Annotated in this window: 16 protein-coding genes; 7 read left to right on the top strand and 9 right to left on the bottom strand. The window is 64.7% G+C overall.

Going from position 1 to position 16,362, the window contains the following annotated elements:
* Entirely contained in the window at positions 1 to 1,158 is a 1,158-nt protein-coding gene (gene dnaJ, locus CH278_RS02360; protein WP_027497501.1) for a molecular chaperone DnaJ, read from the bottom strand.
* 94 nt (positions 1,159 to 1,252) lie between these two features.
* Positions 1,253 to 2,296: a heat-inducible transcriptional repressor HrcA gene (hrcA, locus tag CH278_RS02355; protein WP_032382760.1), complete on the bottom strand. Its 1,044-nt coding sequence runs from the start codon at positions 2,294 to 2,296 to the stop codon at positions 1,253 to 1,255.
* Positions 2,297 to 2,429: 133 nt separating this feature from the next.
* Here hrcA and CH278_RS02350 point away from each other — a divergent pair, with 133 nt between their 5' ends.
* Entirely contained in the window at positions 2,430 to 2,735 is a 306-nt protein-coding gene (locus CH278_RS02350) for a type II toxin-antitoxin system VapB family antitoxin (protein ID WP_027497503.1), read from the top strand.
* A 43-nt stretch (positions 2,736 to 2,778) separates the two neighbouring features.
* Here the strand turns inward: CH278_RS02350 and hemW are convergent, their stop codons facing one another.
* Positions 2,779 to 3,990: a radical SAM family heme chaperone HemW gene (gene hemW / locus CH278_RS02345; protein ID WP_032391090.1), complete on the bottom strand. Its 1,212-nt coding sequence runs from the start codon at positions 3,988 to 3,990 to the stop codon at positions 2,779 to 2,781.
* A 364-nt stretch (positions 3,991 to 4,354) separates the two neighbouring features.
* Between hemW and CH278_RS02340 the strand changes: the two genes are divergently transcribed.
* The 5 genes from CH278_RS02340 to CH278_RS02320 are packed head-to-tail and all read left to right on the top strand — an operon-like array spanning position 4,355 to position 9,768.
* A complete protein-coding gene (locus CH278_RS02340; protein ID WP_032374560.1) occupies positions 4,355 to 6,073 on the top strand; it encodes a nitrite/sulfite reductase in 1,719 nt (572 codons plus the stop codon).
* Positions 6,070 to 6,780, top strand: coding sequence for a phosphoadenylyl-sulfate reductase (locus CH278_RS02335; protein WP_032368442.1), 711 nt, complete (start codon positions 6,070 to 6,072; stop codon positions 6,778 to 6,780). The genes CH278_RS02340 and CH278_RS02335 overlap by 4 nt, the downstream gene beginning before the upstream one ends.
* On the top strand, positions 6,777 to 7,721 hold the full coding sequence (cysD, locus tag CH278_RS02330; protein ID WP_027497507.1) for a sulfate adenylyltransferase subunit CysD: 945 nt from the start codon (positions 6,777 to 6,779) through the stop codon (positions 7,719 to 7,721). Before CH278_RS02335 ends, cysD begins: the two co-directional genes overlap by 4 nt.
* Positions 7,721 to 9,031: a sulfate adenylyltransferase subunit 1 gene (locus tag CH278_RS02325; protein ID WP_094621105.1), complete on the top strand. Its 1,311-nt coding sequence runs from the start codon at positions 7,721 to 7,723 to the stop codon at positions 9,029 to 9,031. Before cysD ends, CH278_RS02325 begins: the two co-directional genes overlap by 1 nt.
* A complete protein-coding gene (locus CH278_RS02320) occupies positions 9,028 to 9,768 on the top strand; it encodes a sirohydrochlorin chelatase (RefSeq protein ID WP_032368178.1) in 741 nt (246 codons plus the stop codon). The genes CH278_RS02325 and CH278_RS02320 overlap by 4 nt, the downstream gene beginning before the upstream one ends.
* Before the next feature lie 23 nt (positions 9,769 to 9,791).
* Here CH278_RS02320 and CH278_RS02315 read toward each other — a convergent pair whose 3' ends face one another.
* From CH278_RS02315 to CH278_RS02295, 6 genes are all read right to left on the bottom strand, one after another.
* Positions 9,792 to 10,832 carry a sulfate/molybdate ABC transporter ATP-binding protein gene (locus tag CH278_RS02315; protein ID WP_032368179.1) on the bottom strand — a complete coding sequence of 347 codons (1,041 nt, stop codon included), beginning with the start codon at positions 10,830 to 10,832 and terminating at the stop codon, positions 9,792 to 9,794.
* Positions 10,832 to 11,632: a sulfate ABC transporter permease subunit CysW gene (cysW, locus tag CH278_RS02310; protein WP_027497511.1), complete on the bottom strand. Its 801-nt coding sequence runs from the start codon at positions 11,630 to 11,632 to the stop codon at positions 10,832 to 10,834. Before cysW ends, CH278_RS02315 begins: the two co-directional genes overlap by 1 nt.
* Positions 11,629 to 12,522 (bottom strand): sulfate ABC transporter permease subunit CysT, encoded by an 894-nt coding sequence (gene cysT, locus CH278_RS02305; RefSeq protein WP_230593414.1) that lies wholly within the window; start codon positions 12,520 to 12,522, stop codon positions 11,629 to 11,631. The genes cysW and cysT overlap by 4 nt, the downstream gene beginning before the upstream one ends.
* Positions 12,523 to 13,545 (bottom strand): sulfate ABC transporter substrate-binding protein, encoded by a 1,023-nt coding sequence (locus CH278_RS02300; protein WP_032368180.1) that lies wholly within the window; start codon positions 13,543 to 13,545, stop codon positions 12,523 to 12,525. It lies immediately after the preceding gene.
* 197 nt (positions 13,546 to 13,742) lie between these two features.
* Entirely contained in the window at positions 13,743 to 13,832 is a 90-nt protein-coding gene (locus CH278_RS28180; protein ID WP_310180897.1) for an Ms4533A family Cys-rich leader peptide, read from the bottom strand.
* Between the two features lie 149 nt (positions 13,833 to 13,981).
* Positions 13,982 to 14,212 (bottom strand): hypothetical protein, encoded by a 231-nt coding sequence (locus CH278_RS02295; protein ID WP_027497514.1) that lies wholly within the window; start codon positions 14,210 to 14,212, stop codon positions 13,982 to 13,984.
* Between the two features lie 94 nt (positions 14,213 to 14,306).
* On the opposite strand from CH278_RS02295, the gene CH278_RS02290 reads away from it, so the two are divergent.
* Positions 14,307 to 16,352 (top strand): glycoside hydrolase family 15 protein, encoded by a 2,046-nt coding sequence (locus CH278_RS02290; protein WP_094621104.1) that lies wholly within the window; start codon positions 14,307 to 14,309, stop codon positions 16,350 to 16,352.
* The last annotated feature ends 10 nt before the right edge of the window (positions 16,353 to 16,362 follow it).

The raw sequence follows: 16,362 nt of genomic DNA, 5'->3' as shown, positions 1-16,362 counted from the left end.
TCAGCGCCCGCTGAAGGCTTCCCGCAACCGCGAGAACAGGCCACCGCTGTGCGCCGAACCGGTGGTGACGACCTCCGCCGAATCGCGGTCGCGCATGGTCTTGAGCTGTTCGAGCAGGTGGGTCTGCTTGCTGTCCAGCTTGGTCGGCACGATGACCTCGAGGTGGGCGTGCAGGTCACCGCGGATACCGGAACGGAGCTTGGGCATCCCGTGCCCGCGCAGCACCGTCGTCGAGTTCGGTTGTGTCCCTTGCTCGATCGAGATCTCGGTCGGGCCGTCGATGATGGCGTCGACCGTCACCGACGTCCCGAGTGCCGCGTCGACCATCGGGACGCGAACGGTGCAGTGCAGATCGTCGCCGTCACGGACGAACACCTCGTGCTGCTGCTCCACGATTTCCACGTAGAGATCGCCTGCGGGGCCGCCACCCGGCCCGACCTCGCCCTGCGAGGCCAACCTGATGCGCATGCCGTTGCTGACGCCGACCGGGACCTTCACCGAGATGTCCCGACGCGAACGCACCCGGCCGTCGCCGCCGCACTTGCGGCAGGGGTCCGGGATGGTCTCGCCTGCACCGCGGCAGGTGGGGCACGGACGGCTGGTCATGACCTGGCCGAGGAACGAGCGCTGCACCGACTGCACTTCGCCGGCACCGCCACAGGTCTCGCACCGAACGGGCTTGGAATCGCCGTTGGTGCCCGAGCCGGTGCACAGGTCGCACAGGATCGCCGTGTCGACGGTGATGTGCTTGGTGACGCCGGTGGCGCATTCGTCGAGGGTGAGTTTGGTGCGCAGCAGCGAATCGGCTCCGGGTTGTACGCGTCCCTTGGGTCCGCGCTGTCCACCGCCTGCGCCGCCGCCGAAGAACGCTTCGAAGACGTCGCCGAGGCCGCCCCCGAATCCGGCACCGCCGAATCCGCCGCCACCACCGCCGCCGCCCTGCTGCAGAGGATCGCCGCCGAGGTCGACGATTCGACGCTTCTCCGGATCGGAGAGCACCTCGTATGCGGTGGAAATGTCCTTGAACCGGGCCTGTGCGGCCTCGTCCGGGTTCACGTCCGGGTGCAACTCTCGCGCCAATTTGCGGTACGCGCGTTTGATCTCCTGGTCCGTAGCCTGCTGGCCGACGCCCAAAGTCCCGTAATAATCCCGTGCCACGTCGTCTCTTTCGTCCTAGAAGATGAATCTCGTTCGTTGATGCTGTGTCGCGGCCGCTGTGCCCCCGCGGCCGACGATGGATCGTCGGCTCGCGTCAGCGCTCGGCCAGGACCTCGCCGATGTACCTGGCAACCGCCGCGACCGACGCGATTGTTCCTGGATAGTCCATTCGGGTGGGGCCGAGAACGCCCATCCCTCCCAGGACCATGCCAGCAGAGCCGTATCCGGTGGAAATCACCGATGTTCCGCGCATCTCCTCGACCTGCGTCTCCTCGCCGATACGCACGGTGACGGTGCGGGTGTCCTGCGTCACGGCGAGCAGCTTGAGTACCACCACTTGCTCTTCCAGCGCTTCGAGTACCGCTCGGAGCGATCCCGGAAACCCTGCGTCTCCCGCGAAGTCCGCCGCATTGCGCGTCAGATTGGCCGTTCCGCCGAGAACCAGCCGCTCCTCGGGATGTTCGACGAGCGATTCCACCAGCACCGTGGCCGAACGAATCATCGCGTCACGCAGGGCGGGAGGTGAATTTTCGGCCAGCTCGGCCACGGCTGCGGACGCCGCCGCCAGCCGCTTGCCTTCCAGTGCGCCGCCGAGCAACCGCCGCAACTGGGCCAAGTTCTCGTCGTCGATGACGTCGCCGAGTTCGACGATGCGTTGATCGACCCGGCCGGAGTCGGTGATGAGCACCAACAGCAGTCGAGCCGGTGTGAGGGCGACGACCTCCAGATGTCGAACCGAGGACGCCGACAGCGTCGGGTACTGAACCACGGCTACCTGCCGGGTCAGCTGAGCGAGCAGTCGAACACCGCGGCGCAGCACATCATCCAGGTCGACGCCGTTCTCGAGAAACTCCAGGATGGCGCGACGCTCGGCCGCTGACAACGGTTTGACGTCGGCGATCCGGTCCACGAACTGGCGGTAGCCCTTGTCGGTCGGCACCCGCCCGGAGCTGGTGTGCGGTTGGGCAATGTAGCCCTCTGCCTCGAGGACAGCCATGTCGTTACGCACGGTCGCACTCGACACACCCAAGTTGTGACGCTCGACAAGAGCACGCGATCCGACGGGCTCCTGAGTGGACACGTAGTCCGCCACGATCGCTCGCAGAACCTCGAACCGCCTGTCGTCGGTGCTCGACATCGGTGCCCACCTCCGTTCTCGTTGTCAATCGTCGCTCGAGTCTAGTAGCCGAGGAACGCATGCTCGTGCAAGGCCTTACTGTGGTCCGAGTGGAAACTGTCTTTCGATTCGGTCCAGCGGTTCGAGGCTCGCGATGATCTTCAAGGGTGTACGAGACGGTAAGCCCTACCCGGAGCACGGCCTGTCCATCAGGGACTGGTCGAGAATTCCTCCACGCCAACTGCGTTTGGACGAGATCGTCACCACCACCAAGGTGCTCGAACTCGACCGGTTGTTGTCCGAGGACTCCACCTTCTACGGCGACCTGTTCCCCCATGCTGTGCAGTTCCGAGGCGTCATCTACCTCGAGGACGGCCTGCACCGCGCTGTCCGGGCGGCGCTGCGCAGTCGAACGGTGTTGCACGCCAGAGTGTTCGACTACGACGCCCTGGGAGCCTGAGGGTTCGAGGGCCCTGAGAACACTGCAGCCTGAAACAGGTCGTTCAGGCCGCGGCGATGGTGCGCACCACGGCGTCGGCGAGCAACCGGCCGCGGTCGGTCAGCACGAGGTGATCGCCTCGCTGCACCATCAATCCGTCCGCCACGGTCTGCTCGGCGGCTGCGAGCTCGGTCGGCCCCAGCAGACTCATCGGCACTCCTGAGCGCAGACGCACGGTCAGCATCAGTTCTTCGAGATGACGGTCCTGCGCGGTGAGCAGCTCACTGCCCTGCACCGGCAGCTCGCCCGCGGCGAGCCGATCGGCATAGGTGGCCGGGTGTTTGACGTTCCAGAATCGCGTGCCGCCGATGTGGCTGTGCGCTCCCGGCCCGGCACCCCACCAATCGCCGCCGTCCCAGTAGCCGATGTTGTGCCGGCAACGCGCATCGGCATCGGCGGCCCAGTTCGATACCTCGTACCAGGACAGGCCTGCTGCGTTCATGGCCGTGTCGATGCGCTCGTATCGGCTCGCCAACACGTCGTCGTCGGGTGCGGGCAACTCACCTCGGCGCACCTTTCGCGCCATGGCGGTGCCGTCCTCGACGATCAGTGCGTACGCGGAGACATGGTCGACACCCGCGTCGAGCACCGCAGCGAGGGACTGGTCGAGATCGCTGTCTCGCTCGCCCGGCGTTCCGTAGATGAGGTCGAGGTTCACGTGCTCGAAGCCGGCTGCGGACGCTTCGTTCGCTGCGGCCACCGCTCGCCCCGGAGTGTGGGTGCGATCCAGAACCGCCAGAACGTGCGGCGCCGCGGACTGCATTCCCAAAGACACCCGCGTGAACCCGGCGTCCCGCAGCCGCTCGAAGAATGCAGGCGACGTCGATTCCGGGTTCGATTCCGTGGTCACTTCCGCACCGTCGGACAGCCCGAAGCTCGACCGGACCGCGCCCAATACGTCCGCGAGGCCGTCGCCGCCGAGCAACGACGGCGTCCCACCTCCGACGAAGACTGTGTCGGCCGTCGGTACTCGACCCGCGCCCGTTCCGATCAGGTTCGCCGCAGCGTCGAGTTCTCTGCGCAGGCCCTCCAACCAGGACTGCGGCGACGCCGATGTGCCCAGCTCCCCGGCCGTATACGTATTGAAGTCGCAGTACCCGCATCGCGTGGCGCAGAAGGGCACATGCACGTAGATCCCGAACGCACGTTCCCCCACTCCGTCGAATGCGCCGGACGGCAGCTCGAAGACTGAGGAGGTATCGACGACGGTATTCACGGACTCCAGTGTCCCAGAGTTCACCGGCGGCCCGATCCACGCGCCGCCCAGGGCGTTGTGCACGCACGACTCGCACCCTGCCAGCCTATTTACCGGAATTTTGGGGTAAATAGGCCGCCGCGGTCGGCACCCGGTCGATGACGTGGCACAATGGCACCCGTGACCGACTCAGGAATTCGACTCGTGGCGCGCCGCCACGTCGATCTCGGCCGTGTCTGCAGCGCGTCGTGTCGACACACGACCGGCTGCTGACCCAGCCCTCCTTGGAGCAAGTCCATTCGATCCACCGGTTCCGCACCATCTCGTGAGCGCTCTTCTGCGCAACGATCGGAGCCGGCCCGCACCGAAGATGCAGGAGCATTGCATGTCGTCGACCAGCGACGCGACCACCGACGCTGCCTCCGCCACACCGCGAGAGCGAGCGCCGCGGCCGACCAAGCGTCGCGCCGAAGGCCAGTGGGCTCTGGGCTATCGAGAGCCGCTCAACGCCAACGAGCAGTCCAAGAAGGACGACAACCCGCTCAACGTGCGCGCCCGCATCGAGAACATCTACTCGAAGCAGGGTTTCGACAGCATCGACAAGGGCGATCTGCGCGGCCGGTTCCGCTGGTGGGGTCTCTACACCCAGCGTGAACAGGGCTACGACGGCACCTTCACCGGTGACGACAACATCGACCTGCTCGAGGCGAAGTACTTCATGATGCGCATCCGGTGCGATGCCGGTGCATTGAATCTGGAGCAGCTGCGCACTCTGGCTCAGATCTCGAAGGAGTTCGGCCGCGACACCGCGGACCTCTCCGATCGCGAGAACGTCCAGTTCCACTGGATCGAGGTCGAGAACGTCCCCGAGATCTGGCGTCGAATCGAGGCAGTCGGCCTGAAGACGACCGAGGCATGCGGAGACTGCCCGCGTGTGGTGCTCGGTTCCCCACTGGCAGGTGAAGCGGTCGACGAGATTCTCGACCCGACGTCGGCCATCGACGAGATCGTCGAGCGGTACATCGGCAAGCCCGAGTACTCGAACCTGCCACGCAAGTTCAAGACCGCGATCTCGGGTCTGCAGGACGTAGTGCACGAGATCAACGACGTCGCCTTCATCGGTGTCAACCACCCCGAGCACGGGCCCGGCCTGGACCTGTGGGTCGGCGGCGGCCTGTCCACCAACCCGATGCTCGCGCAGCGCGTCGGTGTCTGGGTTCCGCTCGCGGACGTTCCCGATGTATGGGAAGGCGTCGTCTCGATCTTCCGTGACTACGGCTACCGCCGGCTTCGCACCAAGGCGCGCCTGAAGTTCCTCATCAAGGACTGGGGCATCGAAAAGTTCCGCCAGGTCCTCGAGGACGAGTACCTGCACCGCAAGCTCATCGACGGCCCGGCTCCCGAGAAGCCCGCTCGGCCCCGTGATCATGTCGGGATCCAGAAGCTCAAGAACGGGCTCAACGCCGTCGGTGTCGCGCCCATCGCGGGTCGCGTGTCCGGCACCATCCTCGCGGCCGTCGCCGACGCCGCCGAGAAGGCCGGGTCGGATCGCGTCCGATTCACGCCGTATCAGAAGCTGATCGTGCTGGATGTTCCGGACGAGACGCTCGAGCAGCTGATCTCGGACCTCGATGCGCTGGGCCTACCGGCTCGCCCCTCGCATTGGCGCAAGAATCTGATGGCGTGCAGTGGCATCGAGTTCTGCAAGCTCTCGTTCGCCGAAACCCGCAAGCGCTCACAGGTTCTCGTCCCCGAGCTCGAAGAGCGCTTGTCCGACATCAACAGTCGACTCGACGTTCCGATCACGATCAACATCAACGGTTGCCCCAACTCGTGCGCGCGGTCGCAGATCGCCGACATCGGGTTCAAGGGACAGTTGGTCGACGACGGGGACGGGAATCAGATCGAGGGTTTCCAGGTTCACCTCGGAGGCAGCCTCGGCCTGGACAGTGCGTTCGGCCGAAAGTTGCGTCAGCACAAGGTCAACAGCTCCGAGCTGGGAGATTACATCGACAGAGTGGTGCGCAATTTCGACAAGCACCGCGAAGACGGCGAACGGTTCGCTCAATGGGCCGTGCGAGCAGACGAGGCGGATTTGCGATGAGTACCAGACTGAATTTGACGGTCGACCAACTGAAGGACATCGCCGAGCGCGGTGCCCGCGAACTCGACGGCGCAAGCCCGCTCGAGTTGTTGCAATGGACCGAGGACACCTTCGGTAGCGACTTCATCGTCGCCTCCAACATGCAGGACGGGGTTCTCGTTCACCTCGCCGCACAGGTTCACCCCGGAGTGGACGTCCTGTTCCTCGACACCGGCTACCACTTTGCCGAGACCATCGGAACGCGCGATGCCGTCGAGGCCGTCTACGGCGTGCACGTCGTCAACGCCCGCGCCGAGAAGACTGTCGCAGAACAGGATGCGATCGACGGCAAGGACCTGTTCGCCCGCGAACCGAACCGCTGCTGCGCGATGCGCAAAGTGGCGCCGCTGAAGAAGGAACTGGCGAACTACAGCGCGTGGGTCACCGGCATCCGGCGAGTCGAGGCCCCGACGCGCGCCAACGCTCCGTTGATCTCGTTCGACGACGCCTTCGGCCTGGTGAAGATCAACCCGATCGCACCGTGGTCGGACGAGGAGATGCAGGCCTACATCGACGAACATTCGATCCTGGTCAACCCTCTCGTCGACGAGGGATATCCGTCCATCGGGTGCGCACCGTGCACCGTCAAACCTGCCCCCGGAGCCGACCCGCGCAGCGGTCGTTGGGCCGGCAAGGCCAAGACCGAATGTGGGTTGCACGCCTCATGACACTCGACCTCACGACGGCGACCGTCGGACGCACCCATCTCGATGCAGATCGGTTCGACACCCTCGACGCACTCGAATCCGAAGCCATCCACATCTTCCGAGAGGTGGCCGGCGAATTCGAGCGCCCCGTCATCCTGTTCTCGGGCGGCAAGGACTCGACGGTTCTGCTGCACCTGGCCATCAAGGCCTTCTGGCCCGCTCCCCTGCCGTTCGCACTGCTGCACGTCGACACCGGGCACAACCTGCAGGAGGTGCTGGATTTCCGCGACCACGTGGTTGCGAAGTACAACCTGCGCCTGCACGTGGCCAGCGTCGAGGAGTACCTCGCCGACGGACGTCTCACCGAGCGCCCCGACGGCATCCGCAACCCTCTGCAGACCGTTCCTCTCCTCGACGCGATCTCCGAGAACCGGTTCGACGCCGTGTTCGGCGGTGCCCGACGCGACGAGGAACGCGCCCGCGCCAAGGAGCGAATCTTCTCGCTGCGCAACGCATTCGGGCAGTGGGAGCCGAAGAAGCAGCGTCCGGAACTGTGGAATCTGTACAACGGCAAGCACTCCCCCGGCGAGCAGGTGCGCGTGTTCCCGCTCAGCAACTTCACCGAACTCGACATCTGGCGCTACATCGCTCGCGACGACGTGGAGTTGGCCAGCATCTACTACGCCCACCAGCGCCCGGTGTATCAGCGCGACGGCATGTGGATGACGCCGGGCGTCTGGGGCGGACCGGCCGAAGGTGAAGAGTTGCAGACACTGTCGGTGCGCTACCGCACCGTCGGCGACGGATCCACCACCGGCGCCGTCCTGTCCGAGGCTGCCGACAATCAGGCAATCCTGGCCGAGGTCGCCGCGTCCAGGCTGACCGAACGCGGAGCCACTCGCGGCGACGACCGCGTGTCCGAGGCTGCCATGGAAGATCGCAAACGAGAAGGATACTTCTGATGAGCAGCACCAGCACGGGTACGCAACTCCTTCGCCTCGCTACCGCAGGCAGCGTCGACGACGGCAAGTCCACTCTTGTCGGACGCCTGTTGTACGACACCAAATCCGTTCTCGCAGACCAGATCGATGCCGTCACGCGCGCGTCCGTGGACAAGGGACTGGCCACACCGGACCTGTCCCTCCTCGTCGACGGCCTACGCGCGGAACGCGAACAGGGCATCACCATCGATGTCGCCTACCGCTACTTCGCGACGCCGCACCGCTCGTTCGTGCTGGCCGATACCCCCGGACACGTGCAGTACACCCGCAATACCGTCTCCGGTGCGTCGACTGCGCAGTTGGTCATCCTGCTCGTCGATGCCCGTAAAGGTGTGATCACCCAGACCCGCAGGCACGCAGCCGTTCTGGCTCTGCTCGGTGTTCCGCGCCTGGTGCTCGCCGTCAACAAGATCGACCTGGTCGAAGACCCCGCGACGGTGTTCACCGACATCTCGGCCGAATTCAATTCACTGACCTCCTCGCTCGGGTGGTCCACCGAGGACGTCATCGAAATCCCCGTCTCGGCGTTGCACGGCGACAACGTGGCAGTGAAGTCCGACAAGACCCCGTACTACGACGGGCCCACCCTCATCGAGCACCTCGAGTCGGTCCCGGTGGACGCCGAACCTCACCGGGTCGGTCTGCGATTCCCCGTGCAGTACGTGATCCGGCCGCGCACAGCGGAATTCCCGGACTACCGCGGATATGCCGGCCAGGTCGCAGCGGGCTCCGTCGACGTCGGCGACGAGGTCGTCATCCTGCCCTCGGGCACCCGAACGACAGTGGAGCGCATCGACACCGCGGACGGCGAGCTGCGTACCGCGCATGCCGGCCGTAGCGTCACCCTCGTCCTCGCCGACGATGTCGACGTCTCGCGCGGCGACACCATCGCCTCCCCGCAGGACGCACCGGAACCGATCGGCGACTTCGAGGCCACGGTGTGCTGGCTCGCCGAGAAGCCGCTTCGCCCGGGCGCTCGTCTGCTGCTCAAGCACGGCACTCGTACCACCCAGGCCATCGTCGGGGCTCTCGTCGAGCGTTTCGACGAACAGGACCTCACTGCACACGAGGGCCCGGAATCGTTGGAGCTCAACGAAATCGGACGCATCTCTGTTCGCGTTGCCGAGCCGATCGTGGCCGACGACTACGCCGTCAACAGGCACACCGGCAGCTTCTTGCTGATCGATCCGGCCGGTGGCAACACACTGGCAGCCGGTCTGGTGGGCAACGCACTGGCCGCCGTCGAGCTGGGGTCGGCAGTTCCGGCGTGACGGCTCTGCTCGCGGTGGCGCACGGCAGCCGCGATCCCCGCTCGAGCGAGACGATCCACCGCGCCGTCGACGTCCTGCGTCGACGGCGTCCGGATCTCGATGTCCGCGTGGCGTTTCTCGACCTCAGTGAGCCCAGTGTCGAGCAGGCACTCGACGAGCTGGCCGATGCCGGGCATGTTCGCATCGTCGCGGTTCCGCTGTTGTTGGGCAGTGCTTTCCACGCCCGAGTGGACCTGCCTGCTTTGTTGGCTGCAGCGCGGGTGCGGCAGCCGCACGTATCGATCGGTCAATCCGAGGTGCTGGGCGACGACCCACTTCTCGTCGACGCCGTTCGTGATCGTGTTCTCGACGCCGGTGCGGTGCTCGGCGATTCGACCGTCGGAGTCGCCTTGGCTGCCGTCGGATCGAGCGATTCTTCGGCGAACGACCGTAGCCGTCGAGTTGCGAACGAAGTGGTGTCCGGCACCGGCTGGGCGGGAGTTGTCACCTGTTTCGCCACGTCCGTCGATCCGTCTCCACTCGACGCGGTCGCACAGCTGCGCGCGCTGGGAGCCACCCGGATCGTGGTGGCTCCCTGGTTCCTGGCACCCGGGAGACTCACCGACCGCATCTCACAGGTGCTGGACGGCGTCCCGAACGTGACGTACGCCGATGTTCTGGGCCCTCATCCGGCAGTGGCCGAGCTCGCCTCCAGGCGGTACGACGCAGCTCTCGCGCACGATCGCTCGATCGCATAGCACGAAAGGTACTGCTCGTCCGATCAGTGCACCGGAGCCGATTCGGTCGTATCCGTGATCGTCGGAACCCGAGTCGCGCGGACGTAGACGGTTTCGCCCTCGTGCAGCCCCAGCGCCTCGCTGTCGCCGCGCGTGATCTGCGCCGCGAACAACTCGCCGGTGGCCGCGTTCTTGAGCTCGACCTTCACCTCGAAGCCGAGGCGTACGACCCGTTCGACGACGGCCCGCGTCACCCCGGCAGATTCTGCCGTGCCACTCGCCTGCGCCTGTGCCAACGACGGGTCGCGTCCGACACGAATGTCGTGCGGGCGCACCAGAAGTCCGTTCAGCCTGGCCACCTGACCGAGGAACGACATCACGAAGTTGTTTGCAGGGCGATCGTAGAGATCCTCCGGGGTGCCGACCTGTTCGATTCTGCCCTTGTTCAGCACCGCGATTCGGTCGGCGACGTCGAGCGCTTCTTCCTGGTCGTGAGTCACCAACACAGTGGTGACGTGCACCTCGTCGTGCAATCGGCGCAGCCACGTCCGTAGATCTGCGCGCACCTTGGCATCGAGGGCACCGAAGGGCTCGTCGAGGAGGAGAACCTGCGGGTCGACCGCGAGTGCACGTGCCAGCGCCATGCGTTGACGCTGTCCTCCGGACAGCTGCGCCGGGTAGCGGCCTTGGAAACCCGCCAGACCGACGATCTCGAGCAGTTCGTCGACCTTCTTGGCAATTTCGGCCTTGGGCCGCTTGCGGATCTGCAAGCCGAACGCCACGTTGTCGCGCACCGTCAGGTGTTTGAACGCGGCGTAGTGCTGAAACACGAACCCGATCTCGCGACGCTGCGGGCTCACCCAGGTGACGTCCTGGCCTGCCAGCACCACTCGGCCCGTATCGAGCTGCTCGAGGCCTGCGATGGATCGAAGCAGCGTGGACTTGCCCGAGCCACTCGGTCCGAGCAGCGCCGTCAACGAGCCCTTCGGGATGTCGATGCTGACGTCATCGAGGGCGGCGAAATCGCCGTAGCGCTTGTTCGCGCCGACCACGGAGATCTCGATCTCGGAAGATGTCTCGGTCATTACTTCGTCCTCTTCTTGTCGAGAACCGTCATCAGCAGCAGCACGATGACGGCGATCGCCATGAGCAAGGTGGACGCCGCGTATGCGCCCTGCTGATTGAAGTCCTCGTACCGTGAATTGACCAGCAGTGTGAGCGTCTGGGAAATGCCGGGCAGGTTGGTGGAGACCATGATGACGGCGCCGAATTCTCCGAGCGAACGTGCGACGGTGAGCACCACGCCGTAGGTCAGTCCCCATCGGATGGCAGGCAACGTGATTCGCCAGAACGTCTGCCAGGTACTCGCACCCAGAGTCGAGGCAGCCTCTTCCTGCTCTTCACCGATCTCGTACAGGACCGGTTCCACTTCGCGAACGACGAACGGCAAGGTGACGAATATCGTCGCGATGACCATGCCGGGTAGCGCGAAGATGACCTTGAAACCGAGGCTTTCGATGCCACCGAACCATCCGTTGGCACCCCACAGCAGGATGAGCGCGACGCCGGTGATGATCGGCGACACCGCGAACGGCAGGTCCACGATCGCTTCGAGTATCCCCTTGCCGCGGAACCGTCCGCGTACCAATGCCAACGCTGTGACGATTCCGAACACGACGTTGATGGGAACGACGATCGCCACGATCAACAGGGAGAGTTGGAGAGCGGATTGCGCGGCGGGAGTGGTGATCTGCTCCCAGAACGCCACCACCCCGTCCTCGAACGTGCGAAACAGGATGGCACCGAGGGGGAACAGCACGAGCACAGCGAGATAGATCAGTGCGACGGCACGCAGGGACAGTTTGATCGGGAGACCGATTTTCACGAGATCTGCTCTTCCCGTCTGGCCAACCTGTTGCCGATGATGCGGAGCACGAACAGCACAGCGAAGGCGATTGCCAACAGCACCACAGAGATTGCGGCTGCGTCGACCGGCCGGTCGTACTCGATGAGTTCACGGATGTACTGCGAAGCGACCTGCGTGTCGTTGGGGATGTTGCCGCCGATCAACACCACAGACCCGAATTCGCCGATGGCACGGGCGAACGCGAGCCCACCGCCCGAGAGCACAGCCGGAAGCAGTACCGGCAACACGATGCGCCGAAAAATGGTCCAGTTGTTCGCACCCAGCGATGCGGCCGCCTCTTCGACGTCCTTGTCGAGTTCTATCAGCACCGGCTGCACCGCACGCACCACGAACGGGAGCGTGACGAACAGCAGCGCCACGATGACCGCAGGCTTGGTGGCGTTGAAGACGATGCCGATCGGACTCGACGGTCCGTACAGCGACAGCAACACCAAGCTCGCCACGATGGTCGGTAGTGCGAACGGCAGGTCGATCAGGGCATTGACGAAACGCTTGCCGGGAAACTCGTCGCGTACCAGAACCCACGCGATCAGAGTGCCGAGAAAGAGGTTGATCACGGCGGCAGCCACGGACACCAGCAGAGTCACCTTGAACGTGGCGATGGCACGTGTCTCGGTGACCGCATCCCAGAAACCACCGAGGCCGCCGTCGAACGACTGAACCGTCAACGCCGCCAACGGCAGCAGCACGATGACACTGAGCCACAGAACAGCGACACCGAGGCCCAGCGGACCCACCGAACCGGGGCCCCGGAACTTGCGACCTTCCCGCCCAGCACGAAACCGAGGTGTCGCACTGAGCGGGGCGATCGAACCCGGGGCCGCGGGTTCACCGGTCGACGACGACATCTACCGAGTACTTTCCTGGTAGATCGTCGCAATTGCGCCGTTGTCTCCGAACAGGTCGGCGTCGACCTGAGTCCAGCCGCCGAGATCATCGATGGTGTACAGCTTTTCGGGCGTGAAGAACTTGTCCGAGTATTCGGAGGCGATCTCCGGATTGGTCGGCCGGAAACCCGCCTCGGCCCAGATCTTCTGGCCTTCGTCGGAGTAGACGAAATCGTTCAGAGCATTCGCACGCTCGAGGTTCGCACTGCTGTTGATCACTGCCACCGGGTTGTCGATGCGGAAGGTGACGGGAACGTCCACGTGCTCCACCTTCTGTCCCTGCTCTTCGATGAGCAGTGCCTCGTTCTCGTAGCTCAGTAGCGCGTCGCCCTGTCCCTGCAGGAACGCTTCGGTTGCGGCGCGACCGGATTCGGGCTGCACAGGGAAGTGATCGGCGACGAGCGTACGAACGAAGTCGAGACCGGCCTGCTTGTCCTGGCCACCGTTGCTCTTGGCGGCGTACGGCGCGAGCAGGTTCCACTTCGCCGATCCGGAGCTGAGGGGGCTCGGGCTGATGACCTGAACGTCGGGCTTGATCAGGTCGTCCCACGTCTGGATGTTCTTCGGATTGCCCTCGCGGACGACGATGGTCACCACCGAGCCGAACGGCACCCCGCCGTACGCGTTCTGGTTCCAGTCCTCGTCGACCTTGCCCGCCTTGACAAGTCGAGTGACATCCGGCTCGACGGAGAAGTTGACGATGTCCGCAGGCGCGCCGTCGGCAACCTTGCGCGACTGGTTTCCGGATGCGCCGTAATCGGCGTTGATCGCCGTACCCTCTCCATCCTCGGTGGCTGCGAACGCCGGACCGATTGCGTCCCAGCCGTTCTTCGGCACTGCGTAGCCGACGAGTGTCAGAGCCGGGCCACTGGCAGTGTCCGACCCGCCCCCGACGACATCGCTGGAACCGCCGCCGCAGGCGGTGACCAGAAGAGTTCCCACAGCTGCGAACGTGGTGAGCAGATAACGAGAACGATGCCTCATTGCGAAAGGCCTTTCATGGTGGTGTGACGATGAGGAAAGAACACAAGACACGCAAGGAGATTCGCGCTGAGCGCCGTAGCAGTCAGGACCCGGCCGGCGAAGCAGCGAACTGGCGGCACGGACTCCGGTCCGTCGTGCGGACACACTGCACTACGCGGCGACAGTGGATCGACGAAACCGATTCGCGAAGGAAAGAATCAACAACAGTCGATATCGGCGACTGCCAGCATGCCGACAGCAATCAACGCCAACTGGTGGCGGACGCGGTACTCGGCGGCAGAAGACACGGTCAGGAATCTAGCAGAGGTTCCGGACCGACTCTAATCAGAGGAGTCGTGCGCGTGCACGACGGGCGCGTGTCAGCGAGTGATCAACCACGCGATGACGACCAACGCCAGCAGCGCGATCAGAGCCCATGTCACCCGAGACCGCGGCATTACAGTCCATCCTTCGTCGTAGACGTCGAGGCCGAGAGCTCGGCCTCGCGTGCTGCGCTGGCGTCACGGCCCAACACGCGCAGGATCACTGCCAGCACGCGATCGAACACCCGAGCCGAGACGAACGCAACCGGAACGAGCACTGCGAGGACGACGACCGACTGCGGAACGAACGGAAGGCCCGTCACCCACAGCTCGACGCCGTCCCACCACCGCGCGAACGATTCCATCCTCGCAGCTTAAACCAGGGCTCCACCTGAGCCGCGCCACGCCGAGTACGGCCTCTCAGTGGACGGCTGCCACGGATCGGTCGATGATTACGCCATGACGGCATTCGATGAGGTTTCGCCCGTGCCCCCGGTCGCCGAGGAGCCGGCCATGGGCTCAGGACATCCAGGCCTGGGCGGAACGGAAGTCCAAGGTGCGTTGGGCAGCACCGATGCGCCGGTGTCCACGTTGGTCTCCTACCGCAGCGCGTTTCCGCCCATCGACGACTACGCATTTCTCTCGGACTGCGAGACGACGTGCCTCATCGCCCGAAACGGCTCCGTCGAATGGATGTGTGTGCCGCGGCCGGACTCCCCCAGCATCTTCGGAGCGATTCTCGATCGAAGTGCCGGCCACTTTCGAGTCGGCCCCTACGGTCAGTCGGTCCCTGCGGCGCGGCGCTATTTGCCCGGCGGCCTCATCGTGGAGACGACCTGGCAGACCGAGACCGGGTGGCTCATCGTGCGTGACGCGTTGGTGATGGGCCCCTGGCACAACACCGATCAGCGTTCTCGAACTCACAAGCGCGCACCGAGCGACTGGGATGCCGAGCACATCTTGCTTCGAACCATCAAATGTGTCAGCGGCACAGTCGAATTGGAGATGAGCTGCGAGCCCGCCTTCGACTACCATCGGGCACCCGCGACATGGGAGTACACCGGCAAGGTGTACGAGGAGACCACCGCGACCTGCGAGGCGAGCGCCGACGGCGACCAGCCCACCCTGAAATTGACCACCAATCTTCGGATCGGCATCGAGGGCCGCGAAGCACGCGCGCGAACCCGAATGACGGAGGGCGACAACATTTTCGTTGCGCTGTCGTGGTCCGATCTTCTCGCACCGCAGACGTTCGAGGAAGCGGCCAGCAAGATGTGGCAGACCTCCGAATGCTGGCGGCAGTGGATCACGATCGGCCGATTCCCCGATCATCCGTGGCGCGGCTACCTCCAGCGCAGCGCTCTGACCCTCAAAGGACTGACCTACGCACCCACGGGAGCACTGCTCGCCGCGTCGACCACGTCGCTACCCGAAACACCTGGTGGGGAACGCAATTGGGACTATCGCTACACCTGGGTCCGCGACTCGACATTCGCTCTGTGGGGTCTGTACACGCTCGGGCTCGACCGTGAGGCCAACGACTTCTTCGCCTTCATGTCCGATGTAGCCACCAGTGCAGACGGGGAGGTCAACCCGCTTCAGGTGATGTACGGCATCGGCGGTGAGAAGACCCTCGACGAGGCCGAACTACCGCACTTGTCCGGGTACGACGGCGCCCGACCGGTACGTATCGGCAACGGTGCCTACGACCAAGAGCAGCACGACATCTGGGGCACCATGCTCGACTCGGTGTACTTGCACGTCAAGTCGCGTGAACACGTCCCGGAGTTCCTGTGGCCTCTGCTCAAGCGGCAGGTCGAGGAAGCGATCGCGAACTGGCGCAAACCCGACCGTGGCATCTGGGAGGTACGCGGTGAGCCCCAGCACTTCACGTCCTCGAAGCTGATGTGTTGGGTTGCGCTCGATCGCGGTGCGAAGCTCGCCGATATCCACGGCGAGAAGGACTACTCGACCAAGTGGAACGAAATCGCCGACGAGATCAAGGCCGACATCCTCGACAACGGCGTGGACTCGCGCGGCGTGCTGACGCAGCGGTACGGAGATCCCTCTCTGGACGCGTCGTTGCTACTCGCACCCCTCCTGCGATTTCTGCCGGCCGACGACGAACGCATTCGTGCCACAGTGCTCGCCATCGCCGACGAGTTGACCGAGGACGGCTTGGTTCTGCGCTATCGAACCGACACCACCGACGACGGTTTGTCCGGCGAGGAAGGCACGTTCACGATCTGCTCGTTCTGGCTCGTGTCCGCTCTGGTGGAGATCGACGAACTCCCGCGCGCCAAGCACCTGTGCGAACGACTGCTTGCCTACGCGAGCCCGCTCAAGCTCTACGCCGAAGAGATCGACCATCGCACCGGCCGTCACCTCGGCAACTTTCCGCAAGCATTCACGCACTTGGCGTTGATCAACGCCGTGGTGCACGTCATCCGAGCAGAGGAAGCGCAGGCATCGGGACACTTCCAGCCCGCCCACGCCAACCCCTGAGCTGTCTGGT

The organism is Rhodococcus sp. 05-2254-5 (assembly GCF_002258575.1).
Taxonomy (GTDB): domain Bacteria; phylum Actinomycetota; class Actinomycetes; order Mycobacteriales; family Mycobacteriaceae; genus Rhodococcoides; species Rhodococcoides fascians.
Note: the sequence above shows the minus strand (reverse complement) of the source record. Positions and strands in the feature narration are given on the sequence as shown.